The following is a 23,104-nucleotide window of genomic DNA, read 5'->3' as shown; positions in this document are numbered from 1 at the left end:
AACCTCGCACAGGCCCGCCCGTGTCGTCAGGCGTTGGTGACGCCGAGGCCGAGGCCGCCGTCGATGGTGAGCACGCCGCCGGTCGCCCACTCGGCCGTGATCAGGTACTCGACGGCCTCGGCGACCTCGGCCGCGGTGCCCGCCCGGCCGAGCGCGTGGGCGGGGCCGAGCGAGCGCATGCGCTCGGCGGCGGTGGCGTCGTCCATGAGCCCGGCCCGCTGGTTGATCTCGGTCAGCACGCCGCCGGGCCGCACGCAGCCGACCCGCACGCCCTGAGGCCCCAGCTCCGCGGCCAGGACGCCGGTCAGCGTCTCCAGCGCGCCCTTCGTGGCGGCGTACGGGGACGCGCCGGGAAAGGCGCGCTGGGTGTGCACGGAACCGAAGAAGACCACGGCGCCGGAGCGCTCCCGCAGGTGCGGCAGGGCGAGCGCGGTCAGCATCATCGGGCCGATCGTGTTGGAGGCGAACACGTCGTGCAGCGCCTGCTCGTCGAGGTCTTCGAGCGCGCCTCGGTACATGTTGCCCGCGGCGTGCACCACGGCTTCCAGCCCGCCGCCGTGCTCGACCGCCCGCGCGACCATGCGCTCGCGGTCCGCGGCCACGGTGACGTCGGCGACGACGCCGCACGCGCCGGAGCCCGCCTGCCTGGCGACCGCCTCGACCCTGTCCGCGCGCCGGCCCGCGAGTGTCACCTTCGCACCGGCCTTGACCAGCCGGTGGACCACCGCCTCGCCGATCCCAGAACCGCCCCCGGTGACGAGCACCGGCATCCCTTCGAGCGAACGCCCCACGGAAGCCTCCCGACCTCACTGTCTTTGGACGGGATGCTAACGACGACTACACCGCTCCAGGAAGCCGTATCCGCTGACTTTTTAGCCGTTAACAGGTTAGCGACTAGCCAAGTGTCCAGTGAGCCCGCCGGCCGACCGGCCTCTTCTGTGCCAGTGGCCCAGACCCTCTTGAGCCCGCCGCGCCCGCGTGGCTGAATCTCGCCCAGCCACCCAGGAAGGGGGACGGACCGGATGCGGCTGGAAGATCGCTACGAGGCGACGGCTGGACGGGTCCAGCTGACCGGCGTGCAGGCGCTGGCCCGGCTGCCCATCGACCAGCACCGCCGGGACCTGGCTCGCGGCCGCCGGGTCGCGACCTTCGTCTCCGGCTACGAGGGCTCGCCGCTCGGCGGCTACGACCTGGAGCTGCACCGCCAGCGCCGCCTCCTCGACGCCAACGACGTCGTCTTCCGGCCAGGGTTGAACGAGGAGAGCGCGGCGACCGCGGTGCAGGGCAGCCAGCTGGCCAACACCCTCGACGGCGCCCGATACGACGGCGTGCTCGGCATCTGGTACGGCAAGGCCCCCGGGCTGGACCGGGCCACGGACGCCCTGCGGCACGGGAACCTGATGGGCGCCCACCCGGACGGCGGCGCGATCGTGCTGGTGGGCGACGACCCGGCCGCCAAGTCCTCCAGCGTCCCCTGCTCGTCGGAAGCGGCGCTGGCCGATCTGGCCATGCCGTTCCTGTATCCGGCCGACTCCCAGGACGTGCTGGACCTGGGAGCGCACGCCGTGGAGCTGTCCCGGGCCACCGGGCTGTGGGTGGGACTGAAGATCGTCACCGCCGTGGCCGACGGCTCCTCGACGGTGTTCCTCGACGACGAGCGGCCCGAGCCGGTGCTCCCGCCGGGCGCCGGGCGCCACCGGCCCACCGCGCGGCTGCTGCAGCCCACGCTGGGGCCGCTCGAACGCGACCTGGTGACCAACCGGCTGCGGCTGGCCGTCGACTACTCCCGGCTCAACCGCCTGAACCGCGTCGTGGGGGCGGCGCCGGGCGACCGGGTCGGCGTGATCGCCGCGGGCCGCACCTTCCTGGACGTGGTCGAGTCGCTGCGCCGGCTCGGCGTCGACGAGCCGGACCTGCGCGCGAGCGGGCTCCGGCTGCTCCGGGTGGGCATGCCGTTCCCGCTGGAGCCGGAGACCGTCAGGGAGTTCGCGGACGGGCTGGCCGAGATCGTGGTCGTCGAGGAGAAGCGGTCCTTCCTGGAGACGGCCGTCCGCGACATCCTCTACGGCGGCCCGGCCGTCCCCCTGGTCACCGGGAAGCGGGACCAGGACGGCGACGAGCTGGTTCCCGCGTACGGGGAGCTGGACGTGGACGCGATCGTCCCCCGGCTGCGCCGGCGGCTGCTCGCCAACGGCATCCCGGTGACGCCGGGACCGCGCCCCGACCCGCGCCGTCCGCTGCCGCTCCTGCGGCGCGCGCCGTACTTCTGCTCGGGCTGCCCGCACAACACCTCCACCAAGACGCTCGAAGGCAGCCTGGTCGGCGGCGGCATCGGGTGTCACGCCATGGTGGTGCTCATGGACGAGGCCCAGGTCGGCTCCGTCACCGGGCTCTCCCAGATGGGCGGGGAGGGCCTGCAATGGGTGGGGATGGCGCCCTTCGTCGAACGTGACCACTACGTACAGAACCTGGGGGACGGCACCTTCGACCACTCCGGCTCCCTGGCGATCCGGGCGGCGGTGGCGGCGGGCGTCGACATCACCTACAAGCTGCTCTACAACTCCGCCGTGGCCATGACCGGGGGGCAGCGGACGGTCGGCGGGATGGACGCGGCCCGGATCGTCGGCGTGCTGCTGGCCGAGGGCGTCTCGAAGATCATCGTCACCACCGAGGACCGCCGCAGGTACCGCCGGATCCGGCTGCCGCGCGGCGTCGAGGTCTGGGACCGGTCGCGCGTCGAGGAGGCGCAGCGGGTCCTGGCCGGCACCCCGGGCGTCACCGTGCTCCTGCACGACCAGGAGTGCGCGACCGAGACCCGCCGCAAGCGCAAGCGGGTCCTGCTCCCGCGACCGGCGACGCGGGTCTTCATCAACGAGCGGGTCTGCGAGGGCTGCGGCGACTGCGGCCGCAAGTCCAACTGCCTGTCGGTGCAGCCGGTCCCGACGGAGTACGGCCGCAAGACGCGCATCCACCAGGCCTCGTGCAATCTCGACACCCGTTGCCTGGACGGCGACTGCCCCGCCTTCATGACGGTCTCCGCCGCCCCGGTGACCCGCGAGGGCGGCGCGGTCGAGGCGGACCTGCCGGAGCCGGAGTCCGTGGTGGGCGGTGACGCCTTCGGCGTCCGGGTGCTCGGCATCGGCGGGACCGGCGTCGTCACCGTCTCCCAGATCCTCGCCACCGCCGGGCTGATCGCCGGATGGAACGCGCGGTCGCTCGACCAGACGGGGCTCGCGCAGAAGGGCGGGGCGGTGGTGTCGGACGTGAAGTTCTCCCGCGACCGCAGGCTGACCTCCAACCGGCTCGCCGAGGGCGAGTGCGATCTCTACCTCGGTTGCGACCTCCTGGTCGCCGCCGACCCCGGGAACCTGACGGTCGCCTCGCCCGAGCGGACCGTCGCGGTGCTGTCCACCTCCGAGGTGCCCACCGGCCGGATGGTCGCCGACCCGGCGGTGGGTTTCCCCGAGCCGGACGAGGTCACCGGCCCGATACTCGACCGGGTCCGTCCCGGCCTGGCCCGGCTGCTCGACGCCCGCGCGCTGGCCTCCGACCTGTTCGGGGACGACCAGACGGCCAACATGCTGCTGGTGGGCGTCGCCTTCCAGCAGGGCGCGATCCCGCTGCCGGCCGAGGCGATCGAGGAGGCCATCCGGGTGAACGGCGTCGCGGTGGAGGTCAACCTGCGGGCGTTCCGGCACGGCCGCACGTTCGTCAGCGACCCCGCCGTGCGGGACGCGCCCGGGCCCGCTCCGCAGGAGGACGTGACGGGGATCGTGCAGGCGCCTCCGGGGTCGGAGCTGGCCCGGCTGGTGGGGCTCCGGTCCCAGGAGCTGCTGGCCTATCAGGACCTCGGCTACGCCCGCCGCTACACGCGCCTGGTGGAACGGGTGCGCGCCCTGGAGGCGTCGCGGGTGCCCGGCTCGGCCGCCTTCGCCGAGTCGGTCGCGCGCCACCTGTTCAAGCTGATGGCCTACAAGGACGAGTACGAGGTCGCCCGCCTCAGCCTCGGCGACGACGTCCGGTCGGCGCTGGCGGAGCGGTTCGGACCCGGCGCCAAGGCGTCGTGGAAGCTCCACCCTCCGCTGCTGCGGGCGATGGGCGTGCGGCGGAAGCTCACGCTGGGCCCGTGGTTCCGGCCGGCGCTGGTGGCCCTGCGCGGCCTGCGCCGCCTGCGCGGGACCGCCTTAGACCCGTTCGGCCGTACGAGGGTGCGCCGGGTCGAGCGTGAGCTGGTGCGGGAGTACGCCGGCCTGGTGGAGCGCCTCGCCGGCCGCCTCTCCCCGGACAACCTCGCGCTCGCGGTCCAGCTGGCGGAGCTGCCTGACCTGGTGCGCGGGTACGAGGACGTGAAGCTGCGCAACGTCGAGAGATACCACGAGGAGCTGGCGAGACTGCTCGCCCGGTTCGAGAACGGAGTTCAGGAGCTGTGATCAAGCAGGTTCAGCAACTCGATCGGGTGATCATCCGGTTCGCCGGTGACTCCGGTGACGGCATGCAACTCACCGGTGACCGGTTCACCGCGGGCACCGCCGAGTTCGGCAACGACCTGTCCACGCTGCCCAACTTCCCCGCCGAGATCCGCGCCCCGGCCGGCACCCTGCCCGGCGTGTCCAGCTTCCAGCTGCACTTCGCCGACCACGACATCCTCACCCCCGGCGACGCCCCCAACGTCCTGGTCGCGATGAACCCCGCCGCGCTCAAGGCCAACCTGGCCGACCTGCCGCGCGGCGCCGACATCATCGCCAACACCGACGAGTTCACCAAACGCAACCTGGCCAAGGTCGGCTACCCGGCCAGCCCGCTAGAAGACGGGTCGCTGGCCGAGTGGCGGGTGCACTCCGTGCCTTTGACGTCGTTGACGGTCAAGGCGCTGGAAGACTTCGACATCAGCAAGAAGGACGCCGAACGCGCCAAGAACATGTTCGCGCTCGGCCTGCTGTCCTGGCTCTACCACCGCCCGACCGAGCAGACCATCAACTTCCTGGAGACCAAGTTCGCGCGGAAGCCGGAGATCGCCAAGGCCAACATCGCCGCCTTCCAGGCCGGCTGGAACTTCGGCGAGACCACCGAGTCGTTCTCGGTCTCGTATGAGGTGAAGCCGGCCCGGCTGGCGCCGGGTGTGTACCGCAACATCTCCGGCAACCAGGCGCTGGCCTACGGATTGATCGCCGCCGCCGTGCAGGCGAAACTGCCGCTGTTTCTGGGGTCGTATCCGATCACTCCGGCCTCGGACATCCTGCACGAGTTGTCGAAGCACAAGCAGTTCGGCATCCGCACCTTCCAGGCCGAGGACGAGATCGCGGGGGTGGGTGCGGCGCTGGGGGCGGCGTTCGGTGGCGCGCTCGGGGTGACCACGACGTCCGGGCCGGGCGTGGCGTTGAAGGCCGAGACGGTCGGGCTGGCGGTCACCACGGAGTTGCCGTTGATCGTGGTGGACGTGCAGCGGGCGGGTCCGTCGACGGGGATGCCGACCAAGACCGAGCAGACCGACCTGCTGATGGCGTTGTTCGGCCGCAACGGCGAGTCGCCGGTGCCGGTCATCGCGCCGATGTCGCCTTCGGATTGTTTCGACGCGGCGGTGGAAGCGGCTCGTATCGCGGTGGCCTATCGGACGCCGGTGATGTTGTTGTCGGATGGGTATCTGGCCAACGGGTCGGAGCCGTGGCGGCTGCCGGAGGTTGCGGCGCTGCCGGACATCAGTGTGCCGTTCACCACCGAGCCGAACGGCGAGGACGGCGTGTTCTTGCCGTTCCAGCGGGACCCGGAGACGCTGGCGCGGCCGTGGGCGATCCCCGGCACGCCGGGGTTGGAGCACCGTATCGGTGGTATCGAGAAGGCGGACGGCACGGGCAACATCTCCTACGATCCGGACAATCATGACCGGATGGTGCGGTTGCGTGCGGCCAAGGTGGCCGGCATCGACGTGCCGGATCTTCAGGTCGACGACCCCCACGACCCGCACAATCTCGACGTCACCGACAACCCCGACGACCCTCACGGCCCCGATGTCCCAGGCGGTCCTGGCGGTCCTGGCGGGCCCGGCGAGTCCCGCGCTCACGCCGGGTCTGGCCGGTCTGGGTCTGGTGGTGCGCGGGTGCTGGTGCTCGGGTGGGGTTCCACCTACGGTGCGATCGCCGCTGGGGTGCGGCGGGTGCGGGCGGCGGGCGGGAAGGTGGCCCAGGCGCATCTGCGGCATCTGAACCCGCTGCCGGCCAACATCGGCGAGGTCCTGGGGCGCTATGACAAGGTGTTGCTGCCGGAGATCAACCTGGGTCAGCTGGCGTTGCTGCTGCGGGCCCGGTTCCTGGTCGACGTCATCAGCTACAACCGGGTGCGCGGGCTTCCGTTCAAGGCCGAGGAGCTGGCCGCAGTGATCCAGGACGTGATCGACCGCGATGGACCGTATGAGCGACCTGTTGATCCGGCGGGTGAACGGCAGTGACTGACATGAACGGGCTCGTCAACGGCAAGGGCCTGTCGCTGGTGCCCAAGACCGACACCAAGCAGAGCCTGAAGGACTTCAAGTCCGACCAGGAGGTGCGCTGGTGCCCGGGCTGCGGTGACTACGCCATCCTGGCCGCGGTGCAGTCGTTCCTGCCTGAGCTGGGGCTCAAGCGCGAGAACATCGTGTTCGTCTCCGGGATCGGCTGCTCCTCCAGGTTCCCGTACTACCTCAACACCTACGGCGTGCACTCCATCCACGGCCGCGCCCCCGCGATCGCCACCGGGCTGGCGGCCTCGCGGCCGGATCTGAGCGTGTGGGTGATCACCGGTGACGGGGACGCCCTGTCGATCGGCGGCAACCATCTGATCCACGCGCTGCGCCGCAACGTCAACCTCAACATCCTGCTGTTCAACAACCGGATCTACGGGCTGACCAAGGGCCAGTACTCGCCCACCTCCGAGGTCGGCAAGGTCACCAAGTCCACCCCGATGGGATCTTTGGACAAGCCGTTCAACCCCATCTCCCTCGCCCTGGGCGCGGAGGCGTCGTTCGTGGCCCGCACCCTGGACTCCGACCGCAAGCACCTGCAGGCGGTGCTGCGGGAGGCGACCGCGCACCGGGGCGCGTCCCTGGTGGAGATCTACCAGAACTGCAACATCTTCAACGACAACGCCTTCGAGCCGCTCAAAGACCCGGAGCTGCGCGACGACATCACGTTGAAGCTGGAACACGGCCGGCCGATCGCCTCGGCCTCCAAGGCGGTCATCCGGGCCGCGAACGGCAGCCTGGAGGTCGTCCCCCGCGACAGCGTGGAGGAGGACCGGGTCCTGGTGCACGACGCGCACAACCCCGACCCGTCGGTGGCGTTCGCGCTGTCCCGGCTGGACGAGCCCGCCTTCGACCACGTCCCGATCGGGATCTTCCGCAGCGTGGACCGGCCGGCCTACGACACGCTGATGACCAGCCAGCTCGACGAAGCGGTGACACAGAAGGGCCGGGGCGACCTCAGGCACCTGTTCGACTCCGGCGACACCTGGCGCGTCCCCTGAGCGCCCGGCGTACCGGCGCCGCACGCCGGGCGCCGTACCGGCGCCGACGGCGCGCGGGCGCCCACGCTCACGCGGCCAGCCCCGGCAGGTCGGGCCGGACCAGTTCCTGCTCGATCGCCTCCAGCAGCTCCCGAGCGGTCCTGATCTTGCCGGCGGGCGCGGCCCGGTCGTCGACCCGGCCCGCCTCGACCGCCTTGGTGTGGGCGATCCGTTCCGCCATCCGCTTGTCGACCCTGTCCGCGATCTCCGCGCTGCCTCCGGCGGTCGTGAACACCATCCGCAGCTCCGACCTCGACACCCCGTCGAACTCGCCGAACCAGTTGCCGGGCAGCCGCCCGCAGTGCCGGTGCAGCAGCGCCAGCCGGACCAGCCCGTACCGGCGCAGCGTCGGCGTCCGCTCCGCCAGCAGGAGAGTGCGCACGATCAGCGCCTCGATGTCGCGGCGCTGCGTGGCCAGATCGCGGCCGGACCAGCGCACACCGCGCAGGGCCACCCATCGCGCGTCCAGCCAGCCGGACGGTCCCCCGGACCGCCCGGCCCGGCGCGGCGGCTGCGGCCTGGCCGACGAGTTGGCCGCGACGGCGCGCGCCGACTCGTCCCACAGGTCCGCGAAGCGGTCGGCCAGGTCCTGGTCGCGGCCCTTCCACGTGTCCTTGCGCGTGCGGGTGATACGGCCGCGCAGCAGCTCCAGTTCGCGGGTGGACGACAGGCGCAGATAGCGCTCCAGCCGCCGGAACGTCCGGTGGAACCAGCTCGACCCCATCCGCTGCGACCACAGCGACTTCGCCGTCACGCCCAGCACGATCGCGGTCAGCAGGCCGAGGACGCCCCACACCATGGCGTGCAGCCGGCGGTCCGCCATGAACAGGTCGTCCACGACCTGCTTGTGTTCGATCTCCATGAAGAAGTCCATAAAGGTGAGGACCGCGAAGGCGCCTATCGTCATGCTCAGCCAGAAGCCCGCCCGTTGCAGCACCTCCAGCTCCCTGACCCGGCGCTCGTCGAAGGCGTGCGCCATCGACTCGAGCAGGTTCTTGTACTGCTCGGTGGCGCGGTCGGCGACGTCCCGCGCCCGCGAGCCGAACCGTTTGAGTTCGGTGAAGTGGCTGGCGTCGGCCAGCGCCTCCCGCAGCCCGCGGCCCGCCCAGCCGAGCGTCTCGGCGAACCGCTCGTCGGCGAGGTGCTCCAGCCGTTCGATCCGGCTCACCCGTTCGTCGACGTGGCTGGCCACGTCGGCGAGGTCCGCCATGCCCTGCAGCAGCATCAGGTGGATCAGCTCCACCGCCCGGTGCGCGCGGTTCAGCCGCCACCAGCGCCGGATCGGCAGGTGGGTGGCCACCCCGTCCCACAGGGCCCCGGCCGTGCGGGCGGCGTGCTGGTAGATCATCGCGTGCTCGCGCCAGACCTGGAGCTGCTCGCGGATGTCGTTGCCGGAGGCGGCCAGCGCCTCCAGGGTCAGAAGCCCCGCCACCGCGGGACGTAATCGCTCCCCCACGACCGTGCCGTTGAGATGCGGCGTGTCGGGCAGCACCACGTAGCATTCGCGTACCGTGCGGTCGTCGCGCCGGGCGGGCTCCACACACACGTCCGCGCTGCTCAGCTCCGTGGCGCCGGCGCCACCGAGCAGCCGGCGCAGCGGGAAGCGCCTGCGCGCCCCACCGGACGTGGCACCTCCGTGCACCACCTCGTACAGGTCACGCGCGTTCTTCAGGCTCGGCCGGTCCCCCGTGCCGTTGTCCTCCAGCGCGATCCAGAACTCCGGGGCCTCGTACTCCCTGATGTCCTGCTTCGCCTTGCGGAAGTGGGCTCTCACGTGGGTGCGGGCCTGCCGCTCGCAGCGCATGAACCATTCGTGCCGCCGGTGGGCGCTCGTCTCCCGCGGTGCGCGGCCCAGCGCCTCGTCGGGGATCCAGTTCGGATCGCCGACCCAGAAGCTGACGCCGATGAACATCATCCGCGAGCTCCAGCGGTTGCGGAACTGGATGTCGAACAGGATCCACGGCTTCCCGCCCCCGCCCTCCCGCTTGAACGGCCCCACTTCGTGGTCGGGGTGGATCAGGACGTGGTACCAGTGGAGGCTGTCGGCCGCGTCCAGGTAGCCGGCCTCGATCTCCCGGTACGCCTGGTCGACCTTCTCGTTGCCCCGGTCGAGCTCCCGCAGCGCGGCGTCGCCGGTGCGCCAGGTGACCTGGTCGAGCAGGCCGTCGGGCGACGTCGCCAGCCACACCCCGGGTTCGGCGCCCCCGTTCGACTCGAGCAGTTCCCTGATGATGCGGTCGTCCGCCTCGCCGCCCCCAGGCCCCCACGCCCGCCACTCCCGCCAGTACGTCACCAGATAGACCAGATGTGTGGACGATTCCGACGACCCCACCGAGAACCCCCCTTCACTCCCCCCTCATGTGATGATCGGTGGAGTGAAGGGACTAACGCGACACATCGTCACGATCCGATTACAGGTAGAGCCCGGGGTCGCTCCGGTCGCGGCGTTCCTCGGGGGAACGCGGCTCGGGCTTGGCCAGGACCTGCGGCTCGGTGTCCGGGCCCACCTCGGCCCCCGCGTCGAGGACGGTGATGGCCAGGTCGCCGTTCCTGACGCCGATGTGGGCGTGCTGTTCCGGCTTGAGCGTGCCGTCCAGCAGCAGCCGCGACAGCGTGTTGTCGAGCTTGCGCTGGATGGTGCGGCGCAGCGGCCGGGCTCCGTACTGCGGCTGGTAGCCCTCCTTGGCGAGCCAGTCGACGGCCGCCGGCTCGATCTCCAGGACCACCTTCTGCGCGTGCAGCCGCCGCCGGGTCTCCTCCAGCAGCAGGACGGTGATCTGGCGGAGCTGCTCGGCGTCGAGGCCGCGGAAGATGATGATCTCGTCGACGCGGTTGAGGAACTCCGGCCTGAACTGCATCTGCAGCAGCCGCGAGAGCTGGCCGCGCAGCGCCTGCGGGTCCTCGCCGGCGTGCGCCATGATGAGGTCGGCGCCGAGGTTCGACGTCATGATCAGCACGGTGTTCCTGAAGTCCACCGTCCGGCCCTGCCCGTCGGTCAGCCGCCCGTCCTCCAGCACCTGCAGCAGCAGGTTGAACACGTCCGCGTGGGCCTTCTCGATCTCGTCCAGCAGGACCACCGCGTACGGCTTGCGCCGGACCTGCTCGGTGAGCTGGCCCGCCTCCTCGTAGCCCACGTAACCGGGGGGCGCCCCCACGAGCCGTGAGACGGTGTGCCGTTCCTGGAACTCGCTCATGTCCAGCCGGATCATCCGGTCCTGCTCGCCGAACAGCGCCTCGGCCAGGGCCCGGGCCAGCTCGGTCTTGCCCACGCCGGTGGGCCCGAGGAACAGGAAGGAGCCGATCGGCCGGTTGGGATCGCTCAGGCCGGCGCGGGAGCGGCGCACGGCCTCGGCGACCGCCTCCACCGCCTGGTCCTGGCCGATGACGCGCTGGTGCAGGTGTTCCTCCAGGCCCAGGAGCCGGTCCCGCTCCTCCTCGGTGAGCTGGGCGACCGGGATGCCGGTGGCCCGGGAGACGACGGCGGCGATGTCGTCCGCGGTCACCTCGGCGACCTTCCCTCGGCCGTCGCGGGTCTGCTCGATCCTGGACTGGAGATCGGAGATCTCGTCGCGGAGCTCGCGGGCGCGTTCGTAGTCCTCGCGCGTCACCGCCTGCTCCTTCTCCCGCTGCCGGTGGCCGAGCTCCTCCTCCAGCTCGCGGGTGCCGGTCGGGGCGGTGCCGGTGCGCAGTGCCACCCGGGCGCCCGCCTCGTCCATCAGGTCGATCGCCTTGTCGGGCAGGAAACGGCTGGAGATGTAGCGGTCGGACAGGTCGGCCGCCGCCACCAGCGCCTCGTCGGTGAACTTGACCTGGTGGTGGGCCTCGTACCGGTCACGCAGGCCGCGCAGGATCTCGATGGTGTCCGCGACGTCCGGCTCGGGGATCAGGATGGGCTGGAAGCGCCGTTCGAGCGCGGCGTCCTTCTCCACGTGCCTGCGGTACTCGTCCAGCGTGGTGGCGCCGATCACGTGCAGCTCGCCGCGGGCCAGGGCGGGTTTGAGCATGTTGGAGGCGTCGATGGCGCCCTCGGCGCCGCCCGCGCCGACGACGGTGTGCAGCTCGTCGATGAAGATGATGAGCTCCTCGCTGTGCGCGCGGATCTCCTCCATGACCTTGCTCAGGCGTTCCTCGAACTCGCCGCGGAACTTCGTCCCCGCGACCAGGCCGGCCAGATCCAGCTGGACCACGCGCTTGCGCTTGAGCGTCTCGGGCACCTCGCCGTCCGCGATGCGCTGCGCCAGCCCTTCGACGACCGCCGTCTTGCCGACGCCCGGCTCGCCGATCAGCGCGGGGTTGTTCTTGGTCCGCCTCGACAACACCTCGACCGCCCGGAGGATCTCCTGGTCCCGGCCCACCACCGGGTCGATGCCGCCCTCGCGGGCCTCGCCGGTCAGGTCCCGGCCGTACTGGTCGAGCGTCGGGGTGCTGCTGGGCGGCGCCTGCTGGCCCGTCAGCGTCTCCCCGTTGCCGGCGCCTTCCTGGACGAACGACTGCGGGGTGACGTGCGCCTCCCGGAGCAGCCGCCCCGCCATCGACCGGGGGTTCGCCGACATGGCGAGCAGCAGGTGATGCGGGTCGATGTAGGAGGCGCCGGTGGCGTGCGCCACCTGCCTGGCGTCCAGCAGGGCCCGTTTGGCCGCCGGTGCGAGCGACATCGGGTCCTGCCGGGGCTCACGCTTCTCGACGGCCTGCTCGACCTCACGGGCCAGCGCGGCCGGGTCGGCCCCGGCCCGCTCCAGGAACTGCCGGGCCGTGTCCACCTGGGCGGCCGCCCACAACATGTGCTCGGTGTCCACGTAGTCGGCGCCCCACTCGGCCGCCTTCTCCGTCGCCACGCGCAGGAGGTCGATCGCGTCCTCGCTGAGCAGCCTCCCGATGTCGACACGGCGGGGCAACGCCGGCTGGCCGTACCCGAAGAACCTGGCCAGGAGATCGTCCATGGGGCCGTGGCCGTAGTTCCAGAAATCACCCGTTGTCATGGTCCCCTCCCCCGAAGGTGACGTCGGTTACGCCCGCCTACCCCCGACGTCAGGAGGTAACCAACACCTCCCGCCCAGGCGCCCACGACGCTACCGGTTGCGGAACACGGGATCCCGCTTCTCCAGGAAGGCCCGGATCGCCTCGCGGGTGTCCTCGGTGGTGCCGTTGATGTTCTGGGCGGCCGCCTCACGCAGGACGCTGTCGTGGAAGCTTCCCGAGGCGGCGAGGTTGAGCATCTCCTTGGTCTGCGACAGGGCGAGGGGCGCGAGGGCCAGCAGCTCACGGGCCCACTCGTACGCCTGCGCCAGGGCCTCCCCCTCGGCCACGACCTTGTTGAGCAGCCCGAGGGCGTGGACGTCGGCGGCGGGGAGCATCCGGCCGAAGAAGGCGAGTTCCTTGGCACGGTGGAGCCCCAGCATGTGCGTCAGGAACCAGGTCCCGCCGAAGTCGACGGAGAGCCCGCGCCTGGCGAAGATCTGCGAGAACCTCGCCGTCTCCTCGGCGATCGCCAGGTCGCAGGCGAGCGCCAGGTTGAAGCCGCCGCCCGCCGCGACCCCGGAGACCGCGGCGATCGTGGGCTGCGGCAGGTCGCGGACGGCGAGCAGCGCCGCGTTGACAATCCGCATCGCGCGGCGCGGCGAGTCCGCGGAGTCGCCGCCGCGCAGGTCGGAACCGGAGCAGAAGTCGCCGCCCGCGCCGGTGAGCACCACCACGCGGTCGTCCGCCCGGCCCGCGATGTCGCCGAACACCTCGGCGAGCTCGATCCAGCCGGCGCGCGGCACGCTGTTCTTGGTGTCGGGCCGGTCGAGCGTGACGGTGACGATGCCGCTCCCGTCACGCTCCACCAGGACGACAAGGTTGTCGGACACGGATGCCGTTCCTCTCTCCCGCCGGTCAGCGGGCGCCGGACGCCTGGTTCTTCAGCGACGCCAGCGCCGCGCGGATCTCCGGCGCGGGCGTGCCGGCCGGCGGCTGGATGTGGACCTGGTCGACCAGCCCGCCGAACCGGCGGGAGACCTCCGCCGTCACCTCCGCGAGGGAGCCGCTGACGCAGAACGTGTCGAGCACCTCGTCGTCGACGAGGTCGGCCATCCGGTCCCAGCGGTCCTCGTCAGGGGTGACCGACAGGGCGTGCAGCCGCTCGTGCAGCTCCTGCCAGCCGTGCAGGTCCAGCACGCCGCGGTAGGCCGGTGTGGAGCCGTAGAAGGCGACCCGCCCGCGCAGCATCCGCCGTTGCGCGTCGACGTCGTCGCCGGGGGCGTGGACGTGCACGAACCCCGGGCAGTGGACGGTCACCTCGGAGCGGTCGCGGCCGGCCCGCGCCAGGCCCTCCTCCAGGGCCGGGAGGGTCACCTCGCGGAAGTAGCGCTCGGTGCTGAAGCCGTGCGGGATCAGCCCGTCGGCCACCTCTCCGGCCAGCCGGGTCATGAGCGGCCCGACCGCGGCGAGGTGGATCGGCGGGTTGCCGTGACCGTGCGGCGCCGGGCGGAAGGTCGCCGTCATCAGCGTGTGCCGGTAGTGCTCCCCTTCGTGCCGGACCGGGCGGCCGGTGTTCCAGTCGTCCCAGATCGCGCGCAGGGCGGTGACGTACTCCCGCATCCGCGCCGCCGGCCGGCCCCACGGCATGCCGAACCGGCGGGTGATGTGGGGCTTGGTCTGGGTGCCGAGGCCGAGGACGAACCTGCCTCCGGACAGCGCCTGCAGGTCGTTGGCGACGTACGCCATCGTCATCGGCGTGCGGGCGAAGGCCACCGCGATCGTGGTCGCCAGCCGCATCCGGCTGGTGTCACGGGCGGCCAGCGCCAGCGGCAGGAACGGGTCGTGGTCGACCTCGGCGCTGGCCACGACGTCGTAGCCGGCCTCCTCGGCCCACGCGGCGCAGGCGGCGACGTCGGCTATGCCGGCCTCGAAGGCGTGCACGCCGGTCTTCACGGCTTCTCCCCCTCACCCGCGTAGTGGTCGCGGAGCTTGCGGCGCTGCAGCTTGCCGGTCTCCGTCCGGGGGAAGTCGGCCCGGAACTCGAAACGCCGGGGGATCTTGAACGAGGCCAGGCGCTCGGCGCAGTGGGCGCGCAGCGCGGCGGCGAGCTCGTCACCGGGGACCGCGTCCTCGGCCGGCTGGACGACGGCCAGCACGTTCTGGCCCCAGTCCGGGTCGGGGACCCCGATGACGGCGACGTCGGCGACGGCGGGATGCGTGATCAGGGCCTGCTCGATCTCCGCCGGGTAGATGTTGACGCCGCCGGAGATGATGAGGTCAGTCCGCCGGTCGAGCAGGAACACGTAGCCGTCCTCGTCGAAGTAGCCGTAGTCGCCGACGGTGGCGAGCCCTCCCCTCCGGCTGGCGGCGGTCTTGACCGGGTCGTTGTTGTACTCGAAGAGCGCCTCGCGCCCGGGGATGCCGAAGTAGATCGTGCCCGCCGTCCCGGTCGGCACCTCCTCGCCGTCCTCGCCGAGGATCTTGACGATGGTGTTCGGCGTCGGGCGTCCCACGGTGCCGGGCTTGCGCAACCACTCCCGCGGGCTCACCAGGGAGACGCCGCCCTCGGTCGAGGCGAGGTACTCCCACACCACCGGCCCCAGCCAGTCGAGCATCCGCTGCTTGATCGGCACCGGGCACGGCGCGCCCGCGTGGATCACCGCTTCCAGGCTGGACAGGTCGTACCTGGCCCGGACCTCCTCCGGCAGGCGCAGCATCCGGTTGAAGTGGGTGGGGACCATGTGCACGCTGGTCACCCGGTGCCGCTCGATCGCCTCCAGCACGCCCTCGGCGTCGAACTTGCCCTGGATCACCACGGTGTGCCCGAGCTGGAGGAACGCGTAGGCGTGCCCGGTCGGGGCGGCGTGGTAGATCGGCGAGCACACCAGGTGCACGCCCTTGTCCAGGGTGACCTCGTAGCGGGCGGCGAGTCCCCCGTACAGGGCGCTGATGACCGGCTCCGGCTCGGAGTCGGGGTAGAGGAGGGACCGCACGCCCTTGGGGTTGCCGGTGGTGCCGGAGGTGTAGCCCATGGTGCCGCCGAACCGGCGGTCCGGCGGCGCGTCGGACGGCTCGCCCTCGCCCAGCTCGGGGTACGGGCGCCAGCCGGCCGTCTGCCCGCCGATCACGAACCGGTGCTCGGGCAGCGACTCCTCCGGCAGCGTACGGGCCTGCTCGACGTCGGCGACGACGACCCTGGCTCCGGAGTCCTTGATGATGTAGAGCATCTCCGCCGGGGTCAGCCGCCAGTTGACCGGGACGAGGAACATGCCGACCTGCCCGGTGGCCAGCATCAGCTCCAGATACTCGTGGCCGTTGTGCACCGCCACCGCCACGCTGTCACCGGCCGACAGGCCGTGGGAGCGCAGCGCGCGCGAGACGCGGTTGACCCGCGCCAGCAGGTCGCCACAGGTGATCGTCGATCCATCGGGGTCGATGATGGCGGGCCGGCCGGGGTCGGCGGCGGCGATCTCGTAGAAGCCGGTGGGTGCCGTGGTCGAGTGAGTGGCAAAGGACATGGTGCGTCTCTCTCCTGTCGGCGTGACGTAGCTAGACGATCCCCCCGTGGCCCCCGGGCCCCCGTGTCGTGGCGGCCGGGCGGGATCGCGGCCCGCCCGGCCGGTGCGTCCCGGTGAGCGGCTGCCCGGCCGCCCCACCTGGACGCGGCCCTCACTTGGGAAGCTGCCCCATGAAGATCGACGGGTGCAGGCCGTCCGCCTTGGGCCGGAACGACGTGGTGAGCTTGGCGGCGAGGTCCTGGAGGTCCCACGGCCCGTCGGAGCTGATGGTCTCGACGACCTCGGGGTTGTTCCACAGCCGGACCTCGTGGCCGGCCGCGCCGATGGTGCGGCCCGACAGCCAGTCGGACTCGGTGCCGGCGAGGTAGGTGACGATCGGCGCGATGTTGTCCGGCGACATGAGCTGCTCCTCGCCAGGGTCCTCGCCGAGCTTCTTGTCGTCGGGGACGGTGGCGGTCAGGCGGGTGGCCGCGCCGGGGGCGATCGCGTTCGCCGTCACGCCGTACCGGGCCAGGCCGTTGGCGAGGGAGGCGGTCAGGCCGATGATGCCCATCTTCGCGGCGGCGTAGTTGGGCTGGCCCGGGGAGCCCTGGAGGGCGGAGTCGGAGGTGAAGTTGATGATGCGGTAGTGCCCGTCGGGGTTGCGCTGCTGGCGCCAGTAGGCGGCGGCGGGCTTGATCGCGCTGAAGTGGCCGCGCAGGTGGACCCGGATGACCTCGTCCCAGTCCTCCTCGGGGAGGTTGAAGATCATTTTGTCGCGGAGGATGCCGGCGACGTTGACGACGACGTCGAGGCGCCCGTAGGACTCGACGGCCATCTCGACGAGACGCCGGCCGGTCCCGGTGTCGCCGATGTCGCCGCCGTCGGAGACCGCCTCGCCGCCGAGGTCGGTGACCTCCTTGGCGATGTCCTGCGCGGGCCCGGCGTCGCCGCCGCTGCCGTCCGGGCCGGCGCCGAGGTCGTTGAGCACGAGCCGCGCGCCCTGCTGGGCGAACGCGCGGCTGATGGAGGCTCCGATGCCGCGGCCGGCACCGGTGATGATGGCGACTCTGCCGTCAAGAGATCCCATGGGACGCCCTTCCGATGTGGAGGAGTTGGAGGTGTTCGCGCGGCGGGGCCGCGCCTTCTGACGGGCGCGGCGGGGCCGCGCCTGTCAGAAGCCGGTCAGCGGATGACCGCGGTTCCGTGGTCGATCACCACGGCACCGGTCTCGTCGGTCGTCCGGAACCGGACGTCGGCGCCGTCGGCCCAGATCGACACCGTGATCGTCTGCCCGGGGAGTATCGGCTTGGTGAAACGGCCGGACATGGCGTGGAAGCGCCCGGGGTCGGATCCGGCGGCGGCGTGCAGCAGCGCGCGGCCGGTGAAGCCGTAGGTGCACATGCCGTGCAGGATCGGCCTCGGGAAGCCGCCCCTGCCGCTGAAGGACGGGTCGGTGTGCAGCGGGTTCCGGTCGCCGGTCAGCCGGTAGAGGAGCGCCTGATCGGGCCGGGTCGCGTAGGTCACGACGTGGTCGGGGGCGCCGGTCGGCAGCTCCCACGACGTGCCCGGCCCCCGCTCGCCGCCGAAGCCGCCGTACCCGCGGAAGAAGAGCGAGGTACGGATCCTGGCGAGCGGTTGGCCGGCGGAGTCGCGGGCGAGCGTCTCACTGGTGACGATGGCGCCGGAGCCCTTGTCGTAGACGCCGACGATCTCGCCCGTCGCCTCGACCTCGCCCGTGGCCGGGACCGTGCCCAGCAGCTCGAAGGCCTGCTCGGCGTGGAGCATCCTGGTGAGGTCGAGGTCGTCAGGCAGGGCCATGCCGCCGCCCATCGCCACGTTGCAGAAGGTCGGCAGGACCCGCTGCGGCTTGCCCTCGGTGTTCTCGGTGGTGAACTCCAGCTCGGTCAGCGGGTCCTCCTGGCCGGCGCCGACGGCGATCGCGTAGAGCAGCGCGTCGGCGGACGTCCAGGACCTCGTGAGGGGCTCGCTCTTGCGGCCGACCAGAGATGCGTCGATTGGCATGATCCTCATTCCCGCGAACGCTCGGCGGACATGACCACGGGATCCGTCCCGGTCCCACAACTGACGACAAGTAGAACACGTTACGGCAAACAGGACAAGAGTCCGTACCCCCTTGACAAGGGGCGCTCTGGCGTCAACCCTGCTATAAGCAGAACATGTTGTCTTTAACTCGGCCGGGCTCGGCCCGCCGACCGTCGTCCCGCGCCGTCGAAAGGAACCGCCATGCCCGGCCCGGCCCCCGCGCCCATCCCGGAGACGCTCCCGTTCTGGGAGGGCGCCGCGGACAAGGAGCTGCGCGTCCAGCGCTGCACCCCCTGCTCGCGGCACTACTTCTACCCCCGCCCGTTCTGTCCCCGGTGCGGCTCGGAGGAGGTGGAGTGGACGACGGTCAGCGGCGACGCGCGGCTGGTGTCGTACATCATCAACTACCGGCCGTTCCCGCCCTTCGACCCCGCGACGCCGGTCGTCGTGGCGCTGGTGGAGCTGGCCGAGGGGCCCCGCATGATGACGAACATCGTCGGCGTCGCGCCCGAGCCCGAGAACCTGGAGCTGGACATGCCGCTGAAGGCCGCATTCATCGAGTACGAGGACTACACGCTCCCGGTGTTCGCCCCGGCGGTGGCCCGATGACGTCGATGCACCGCGGCGACATCGCCGTCGTCGGCGCCGCGGAGACCACCGGCATCGGCGTCCGCCCCGAGATGTCCGTCCTCGGCCTGCACGCGGAGGCGGCCAGGAACGCCCTCGCGGACGCGGGGCTCACCACCGCCGACGTGGACGGCGTGGCCACCGCCGGGCCGCTGGCCATGGAGGTCTCCCACCACCTCGGCATCGAGCCGCGCTGGCTCGACGGGACCCTGGTCGGCGGCTGCAGCTTCATGCTGCACGTCCGGCACGCCGCGGCCGCCATCGCGGCGGGCGCCGCCGACGTCGTGCTCGTCACGCACGGCGAGTCCGGCCGCTCGCGCGTCGGCGTCGCGCCCTGGGCGCCCAACCCGGCCTCCGCGAGCGGGCAGTTCGAGACCGTGTACGGAGCCCAGGCCCCGTACTCCACCTTCACCCTCCCCGCGCTGCGCTTCCTGCACGAGCGCGGCATGACCCGCGAGCACCTGGCCCAGGTCGTGGTGGCGCAGAGGTCGTGGGCGCTGAACAACCCGCGCGCCTTCCGGCGCAAGCCCGTCACCGTCGAGGAGGTCCTGGCGGGTCCGCCGATCGCGTACCCGTTCACCAGGGACATGTGCTGCGTGGTGACCGACGGCGGCGGCGCGCTCGTGCTCACCTCGGCCGAGCGGGCGAAGGACCTGCCGAGCGGCGACCGGGCGGTGTACCTCCTCGGCTCGGGAGAGGCGGCCGAGGGCCCCCTGGTGTCGCAGATGGCCGACCCCGGATCGTTCGCGGCCTTCCGCAAGGCCGGCGAGGAGGCGTTCAGGACCGCGGGCATCACGCACGCCGACGTGGACCATCTCATGGCCTACGACGCCTTCGCGCACGTCCCGCTCTACATGCTGGAGGACCTCGGGTTCGTCGGCCGGGGCGAGTCGGGCGACTTCGTCGCGGAGGGCAACACGGTCAAGGGCGGCTCGCTGCCGATGAACACCAACGGCGGCGGCCTGTCCTACACCCACACCGGCATGTACGGCATGTTCGCCATCCAGGAGGCGGTGCGCCAGCTCCGGGGCGAGGCCGTGGAGCAGGTCCAGGACGTCGACGTCAGCTTCGTGCAGGGCGTGGGGATGTTCTTCGCCGCGGCCGGCAGCCTCGTGCTCTCCCGCCACCGCGGCTGAGCCCGGCGGGGCGGCGCCGGGGAAGGCGCCGCCCCACTCGATAACCTGTACTCTTTGTTTCCGGCTTTCAGCCGTCGACGCCGTACCACGCGGGGTGGCCGTAGCGTTCTCCACCGGCCGGAAAGGGGGCTCTTCGTGGGCCGTGTCAGCAGGAAGGGCCGGACGCCCGAGGCCCGGGCCTTCAGAGCGGAACGCGTTTTGGATGCCGGGATGGCCCTGGCCACCAGGGGCGGCTACGAAGCGGTCCAGATGCGCGAGGTCGCCCGCATCGCGGACGTCGCCCTGTCGACCCTCTACCGCTACTACCCGTCGAAGGACGCGCTGATCAGCGCTGCCATCATGGTGCAGCTCGAAGAGCTGCGGCAGGACATCATCCGGCGCCCGCCACGGCAGCGCACCCCCGAGGGACGGGCCGCTGAGGTGCTCAACCGCGCCTTCCGGGCGATGCAGTACAACCGCGGCTGGGCACACGCCGCGCTCAGCGCCTACCACATCCCCAAGCCGCTGGGGCAGCAGCCGGAGGACGCCTCGCCGCTGGTGGAGAAGTCCGACCCGACCGCGCTCACCGACCTCCTCGCGCTCGCGGCCTGGGGCCCGTCACACCGCACCACGACGGCCGAGTACCGCGTGCTGCACATGCTGGAGTCGCTCTGGAACAGCAGCGTCATCGGCTGGCTCAACGACCAGATGACCCCCGAGTACGTCGAGGAGCGGCTGAAGTTCGCCGCCAAGCGCCTGCTCGCCCCGGAGCCCGAGGCGGGCAGGTGATCCGCGTCAGCGCGCGCCCTGGCCGTCGTCGACCTTGACCACCGTCCCGGTGACGAACTCGGAGTGCGGCGAGACCAGGTAGAGCAGCGTGCTGTCGAGCTGCCGCGGGTCGCCCATGCGAGCCCGGGGGAAGTAGCCCGTCGGGTCGGCGCCGGTCCGCTCCATCATGCCGTCCATCATCTCCGAGGCGAAGGCCCCCGGCGCGATGGCGTTGACGTTGATGTGGAACCTGGCCCACTCGACGGCGAGCACCTCCGTCATCCTGGACAGGGCGGCCTTCGTCACCGAGTACAGCGCCGCTCCCCCGCCTCTGTACTCGTAGGCGCCCATGGAGGAGATGTTCACCACCCGGCCGCCGGTGCCCGCCTTGATCAGCCGGCGCGCGAAGTCGCAGGACAGGAGCCAGGGCGCGCGCAGGTTCGTGCCCAGCACGCGGTCGACGAGCTCCACGGGCATCTTCGTGGCGTACTGGGCGTCGGGGACGCCGGCGTTGTTGACCAGGATGGTGGCGGTGCCGAACCGCTCCTCGGCCGCGTCGAGCACGCCGCCGAGCTGGGCGTCGTCGGTGAGGTCGGCGCCGAGCGGCAGGCAGGAGCCGCCGGCCGCCTCGATCTCTTCGGCGAGGTCCTTGAGCCGGTCGGCCCGCCGCGCCACCGCGACCACGTGGGCGCCGTGCTCCGCCAGGGTGACGGCGAACCGCCGCCCGAGGCCCGAGGAGCAGCCGGTCACGACGGCGGTCTGGCCCGTGAGGTCGACGATCTGAGGGGACATGGCGGTCACCTTCCGTTGCGGGTGGGTCAGTCGAGGACCTGCTCCAGGGTGCCCGACGCGGCGAGTTCCGCCACCTCGGCCCGGCTGAAGCCCAGCAGCGCGGTGAGGACCTTCTCGTTGTCCTCTCCGAGCAGCGGAGCCGCCTTGGTGACGCGGTGCGGCGTCAGCGACATCTCCGCCTGGGCGCCCTCGTAGGGCATCTCGCCCATGACGGGGTGCGGGTGCCGCCGGAAGTAGCGCCGGTGCGCCACCTGCGGGTCGGCCTGGAGCCCCCGGGCGTCGTGCACCGGCCCGGCCGGCACGCCCGGCTGGAGCGCGCCGGCCACCTCGGCGGCGGTGCGGGCGCGCGTCCAGGCGGCGAGCTCCGCTTCGAGCCGGTCCTCCTGCTCCTTGCGCCCGGCCAGGGTGGCGAGGCGGGGATCCGCCGCCCATCCGGGGTCGCCCAGCGCCCGGCGCAGGGCCGCCCACGGCGTCGGACGTCACCGCGATGGCGACCCACCGCTCGCGGCCGTCCTCGGGCAGGCACGGGAAGACACCGTGCGGCGCGGCCTCGCGGCTCCGGTTACCGTCGCGCGTCGCGACGCGCCCGGTCCGCTGGTAGCCCACCAGCTCCGGCGCCAGGAACATCAGGGCCGTCTCCATCTGCGACAGGTCGATGTACTGTCCCTCGCCGGTCCGGTCGCGGTGCTCCAGCGCGGCGATGACGGCCGCGGCCGCGAACCGCTGGGCGATGAAGTCGGTGTACGCGCCGTACGGGGAGCCCGGGTCGCGGTCGGGCCACCCGGTGAGCTCGCAGAAGCCGCTCATGGCGGCGAGCACCGTGCCGAAGCCGGCGAAGTGGCGGCGCGGGCCGGTCTGGCCGTTCATGGACGTCGAGATCATGATCAGCGCGGGGTTGACCTGCCGCAGCCGGTCGTAGCCGAGCCCGAGCCGGTCCATCACGCCGGGCGTGAACGCCTCGATGACGACGTCGGCCCAGGCCGTCAGCCGGTTCGCGACCCGCTTGCCGCCTTCGGTGGACAGGTTCACCCCCAGCCCCAGCTTGGAGGCGTTGTAGTCGGCGAAGAACTGCGAGCGGTTGACGCCCGGCACGCCGTCCTTGAACGGCGGCGCCATCCGCAGCACGTCCACCGACCGGAGGCTTTCCGTGCGCACCACCGTGGCACCGTACTCCGCCAGGTATCTCGCCGGCAGCGGGCCGACGCCCACCCACGACGCGTCCCACACCTTGACGCCGCCGAGCGGCCCGGCCATCAGATCACCCCTTCGTCGCGGTGACGGCGCAGCTCCAGGGCGGAGAGCCCGGCCTCGTCCCGCCACACCGTCTCGTTGTCGGCCCCGGCCTCGGCGACGTGCCCGCCGCCCGCCAGCGGGGTCGCGGACAGGCGGGCCCACGTGCCGGGCACGCGCAGGGTCTCGCCGCCCGCGCGCACCGTGCGGAAGTAGTCGCGCCCGGCCAGCTGCTCGTCGTCCATCAGGTCGGCCACCGTGTTGACGGGAGCCACCATGAGCCGGCGCTCCAGCGCCTTGCGGGTCAGCGTCGCCTTGGTCTCGGTGCGGAAGTACGCCGCCAGCGCGCCGGCCAGCAGCTCGGGGAACCCGGGATCGCCGTCGGCCGAAGCCTCCAGCCCGGGAGTGAGGTGCCCCTCGTCGCGCAGCCAGGCGAGATACCCCTCTGGTCCTGGCCCGAAGGGGACGGTCGCCAGGACGTGCCCGTCGCGGCAGGCGTACAGCTGTAGGGCAGGCCGGGGACCGGCTCCCCGAAGG

At 71.9% G+C, this 23,104-nt stretch carries 16 protein-coding genes and 1 pseudogene; 6 read left to right on the top strand and 11 right to left on the bottom strand.

The features are described from left to right. Positions 1-26: 26 nt before the first annotated feature. Positions 27-791 carry an SDR family NAD(P)-dependent oxidoreductase gene (locus FR742_RS12510; RefSeq protein ID WP_261808493.1) on the bottom strand — a complete coding sequence of 255 codons (765 nt, stop codon included), beginning with the start codon at positions 789-791 and terminating at the stop codon, positions 27-29. A gap of 231 nt (positions 792-1,022) precedes the next feature. Between FR742_RS12510 and FR742_RS12505 the strand changes: the two genes are divergently transcribed. The 3 genes from FR742_RS12505 to FR742_RS12490 are packed head-to-tail and all read left to right on the top strand — an operon-like array spanning position 1,023 to position 7,494. Next, a complete protein-coding gene (locus tag FR742_RS12505; RefSeq protein WP_148031120.1) occupies positions 1,023-4,430 on the top strand; it encodes an indolepyruvate ferredoxin oxidoreductase family protein in 3,408 nt (1,135 codons plus the stop codon). Next, entirely contained in the window at positions 4,427-6,442 is a 2,016-nt protein-coding gene (locus FR742_RS12500; RefSeq protein WP_261808492.1) for a 2-oxoacid:acceptor oxidoreductase subunit alpha, read from the top strand. The genes FR742_RS12505 and FR742_RS12500 overlap by 4 nt, the downstream gene beginning before the upstream one ends. Positions 6,443-6,447: 5 nt before the next feature. Further along, positions 6,448-7,494: a 2-oxoacid:ferredoxin oxidoreductase subunit beta gene (locus tag FR742_RS12490; RefSeq protein ID WP_148034498.1), complete on the top strand. Its 1,047-nt coding sequence runs from the start codon at positions 6,448-6,450 to the stop codon at positions 7,492-7,494. A gap of 67 nt (positions 7,495-7,561) precedes the next feature. On the opposite strand, the gene FR742_RS12485 is transcribed toward FR742_RS12490, so the two are convergent. The 7 genes from FR742_RS12485 to FR742_RS12455 all read right to left on the bottom strand — a co-directional run bounded on the left by FR742_RS12485 (position 7,562) and on the right by FR742_RS12455 (position 18,014). Then, positions 7,562-9,826, bottom strand: a complete 2,265-nt coding sequence (locus FR742_RS12485) for a hypothetical protein (protein ID WP_148031119.1) — start codon at positions 9,824-9,826, stop codon at positions 7,562-7,564. Positions 9,827-9,944: 118 nt separating this feature from the next. Beyond that, positions 9,945-12,512 (bottom strand): ATP-dependent Clp protease ATP-binding subunit, encoded by a 2,568-nt coding sequence (locus tag FR742_RS12480; RefSeq protein ID WP_148031118.1) that lies wholly within the window; start codon positions 12,510-12,512, stop codon positions 9,945-9,947. A 90-nt stretch (positions 12,513-12,602) separates the two neighbouring features. Then, complete coding sequence (locus FR742_RS12475; RefSeq protein WP_148031117.1) at positions 12,603-13,382, bottom strand: enoyl-CoA hydratase/isomerase family protein; 780 nt, start codon at positions 13,380-13,382, stop codon at positions 12,603-12,605. 25 nt (positions 13,383-13,407) lie between these two features. Further along, complete coding sequence (locus FR742_RS12470) at positions 13,408-14,445, bottom strand: TIGR03617 family F420-dependent LLM class oxidoreductase (protein ID WP_261808491.1); 1,038 nt, start codon at positions 14,443-14,445, stop codon at positions 13,408-13,410. Beyond that, a complete protein-coding gene (locus tag FR742_RS12465) occupies positions 14,442-16,010 on the bottom strand; it encodes an AMP-binding protein (protein ID WP_148031116.1) in 1,569 nt (522 codons plus the stop codon). The genes FR742_RS12470 and FR742_RS12465 overlap by 4 nt, the downstream gene beginning before the upstream one ends. A gap of 151 nt (positions 16,011-16,161) precedes the next feature. Continuing rightward, complete coding sequence (locus FR742_RS12460; protein WP_148031115.1) at positions 16,162-17,079, bottom strand: SDR family NAD(P)-dependent oxidoreductase; 918 nt, start codon at positions 17,077-17,079, stop codon at positions 16,162-16,164. Between the two features lie 95 nt (positions 17,080-17,174). Continuing rightward, positions 17,175-18,014 carry a MaoC family dehydratase gene (locus tag FR742_RS12455; protein ID WP_148031114.1) on the bottom strand — a complete coding sequence of 280 codons (840 nt, stop codon included), beginning with the start codon at positions 18,012-18,014 and terminating at the stop codon, positions 17,175-17,177. A gap of 222 nt (positions 18,015-18,236) precedes the next feature. On the opposite strand from FR742_RS12455, the gene FR742_RS12450 reads away from it, so the two are divergent. From FR742_RS12450 to FR742_RS12440, 3 genes are all read left to right on the top strand, one after another. Further along, positions 18,237-18,644 carry a Zn-ribbon domain-containing OB-fold protein gene (locus FR742_RS12450; RefSeq protein ID WP_148031113.1) on the top strand — a complete coding sequence of 136 codons (408 nt, stop codon included), beginning with the start codon at positions 18,237-18,239 and terminating at the stop codon, positions 18,642-18,644. Beyond that, on the top strand, positions 18,641-19,798 hold the full coding sequence (locus FR742_RS12445) for a thiolase C-terminal domain-containing protein (protein WP_148031112.1): 1,158 nt from the start codon (positions 18,641-18,643) through the stop codon (positions 19,796-19,798). The genes FR742_RS12450 and FR742_RS12445 overlap by 4 nt, the downstream gene beginning before the upstream one ends. 210 nt (positions 19,799-20,008) lie before the next feature. Beyond that, positions 20,009-20,566, top strand: a complete 558-nt coding sequence (locus FR742_RS12440; protein ID WP_148031111.1) for a TetR family transcriptional regulator — start codon at positions 20,009-20,011, stop codon at positions 20,564-20,566. Between the two features lie 6 nt (positions 20,567-20,572). Here the strand turns inward: FR742_RS12440 and FR742_RS45745 are convergent, their stop codons facing one another. The 3 genes and pseudogenes from FR742_RS45745 to FR742_RS45735 all read right to left on the bottom strand — a co-directional run bounded on the left by FR742_RS45745 (position 20,573) and on the right by FR742_RS45735 (position 23,043). Further along, positions 20,573-21,337, bottom strand: a complete 765-nt coding sequence (locus FR742_RS45745; RefSeq protein WP_261808490.1) for an SDR family NAD(P)-dependent oxidoreductase — start codon at positions 21,335-21,337, stop codon at positions 20,573-20,575. A gap of 26 nt (positions 21,338-21,363) precedes the next feature. Continuing rightward, a pseudogene (locus FR742_RS45740) lies at positions 21,364-22,591 on the bottom strand (CaiB/BaiF CoA transferase family protein). Beyond that, positions 22,591-23,043 carry a CoA transferase gene (locus FR742_RS45735; protein WP_261808855.1) on the bottom strand — a complete coding sequence of 151 codons (453 nt, stop codon included), beginning with the start codon at positions 23,041-23,043 and terminating at the stop codon, positions 22,591-22,593. The pseudogene FR742_RS45740 and the gene FR742_RS45735 overlap by 1 nt, the downstream one beginning before the upstream one ends. Positions 23,044-23,104: the final 61 nt, after the last annotated feature.

Origin of the sequence: Nonomuraea sp. C10, from assembly GCF_008017515.1 — a bacterium.
Taxonomy (GTDB): domain Bacteria; phylum Actinomycetota; class Actinomycetes; order Streptosporangiales; family Streptosporangiaceae; genus Nonomuraea; species Nonomuraea ferruginea.
Note: the sequence above shows the minus strand (reverse complement) of the source record. Positions and strands in the feature narration are given on the sequence as shown.

What these genes read in the sequence shown, in the direction of transcription:
- FR742_RS12505 (WP_148031120.1), top strand. Translation starts at nt 1,023, where the DNA reads ATGCGGCTGGAAGATCGCTACGAGGCGACGGCTGGACGGGTCCAGCTG.
- FR742_RS12490 (WP_148034498.1), top strand. Translation starts at nt 6,448, where the DNA reads ATGAACGGGCTCGTCAACGGCAAGGGCCTGTCGCTGGTGCCCAAGACC.
- FR742_RS12480 (WP_148031118.1), bottom strand. Translation starts at nt 12,512, where the DNA reads ATGACAACGGGTGATTTCTGGAACTACGGCCACGGCCCCATGGACGAT.
- FR742_RS12465 (WP_148031116.1), bottom strand. Translation starts at nt 16,010, where the DNA reads ATGTCCTTTGCCACTCACTCGACCACGGCACCCACCGGCTTCTACGAG.
- FR742_RS12460 (WP_148031115.1), bottom strand. Translation starts at nt 17,079, where the DNA reads ATGGGATCTCTTGACGGCAGAGTCGCCATCATCACCGGTGCCGGCCGC.
- FR742_RS12455 (WP_148031114.1), bottom strand. Translation starts at nt 18,014, where the DNA reads ATGCCAATCGACGCATCTCTGGTCGGCCGCAAGAGCGAGCCCCTCACG.
- FR742_RS12450 (WP_148031113.1), top strand. Translation starts at nt 18,237, where the DNA reads ATGCCCGGCCCGGCCCCCGCGCCCATCCCGGAGACGCTCCCGTTCTGG.
- FR742_RS12445 (WP_148031112.1), top strand. Translation starts at nt 18,641, where the DNA reads ATGACGTCGATGCACCGCGGCGACATCGCCGTCGTCGGCGCCGCGGAG.
- FR742_RS12440 (WP_148031111.1), top strand. Translation starts at nt 20,009, where the DNA reads ATGGCCCTGGCCACCAGGGGCGGCTACGAAGCGGTCCAGATGCGCGAG.
- FR742_RS45745 (WP_261808490.1), bottom strand. Translation starts at nt 21,337, where the DNA reads ATGTCCCCTCAGATCGTCGACCTCACGGGCCAGACCGCCGTCGTGACC.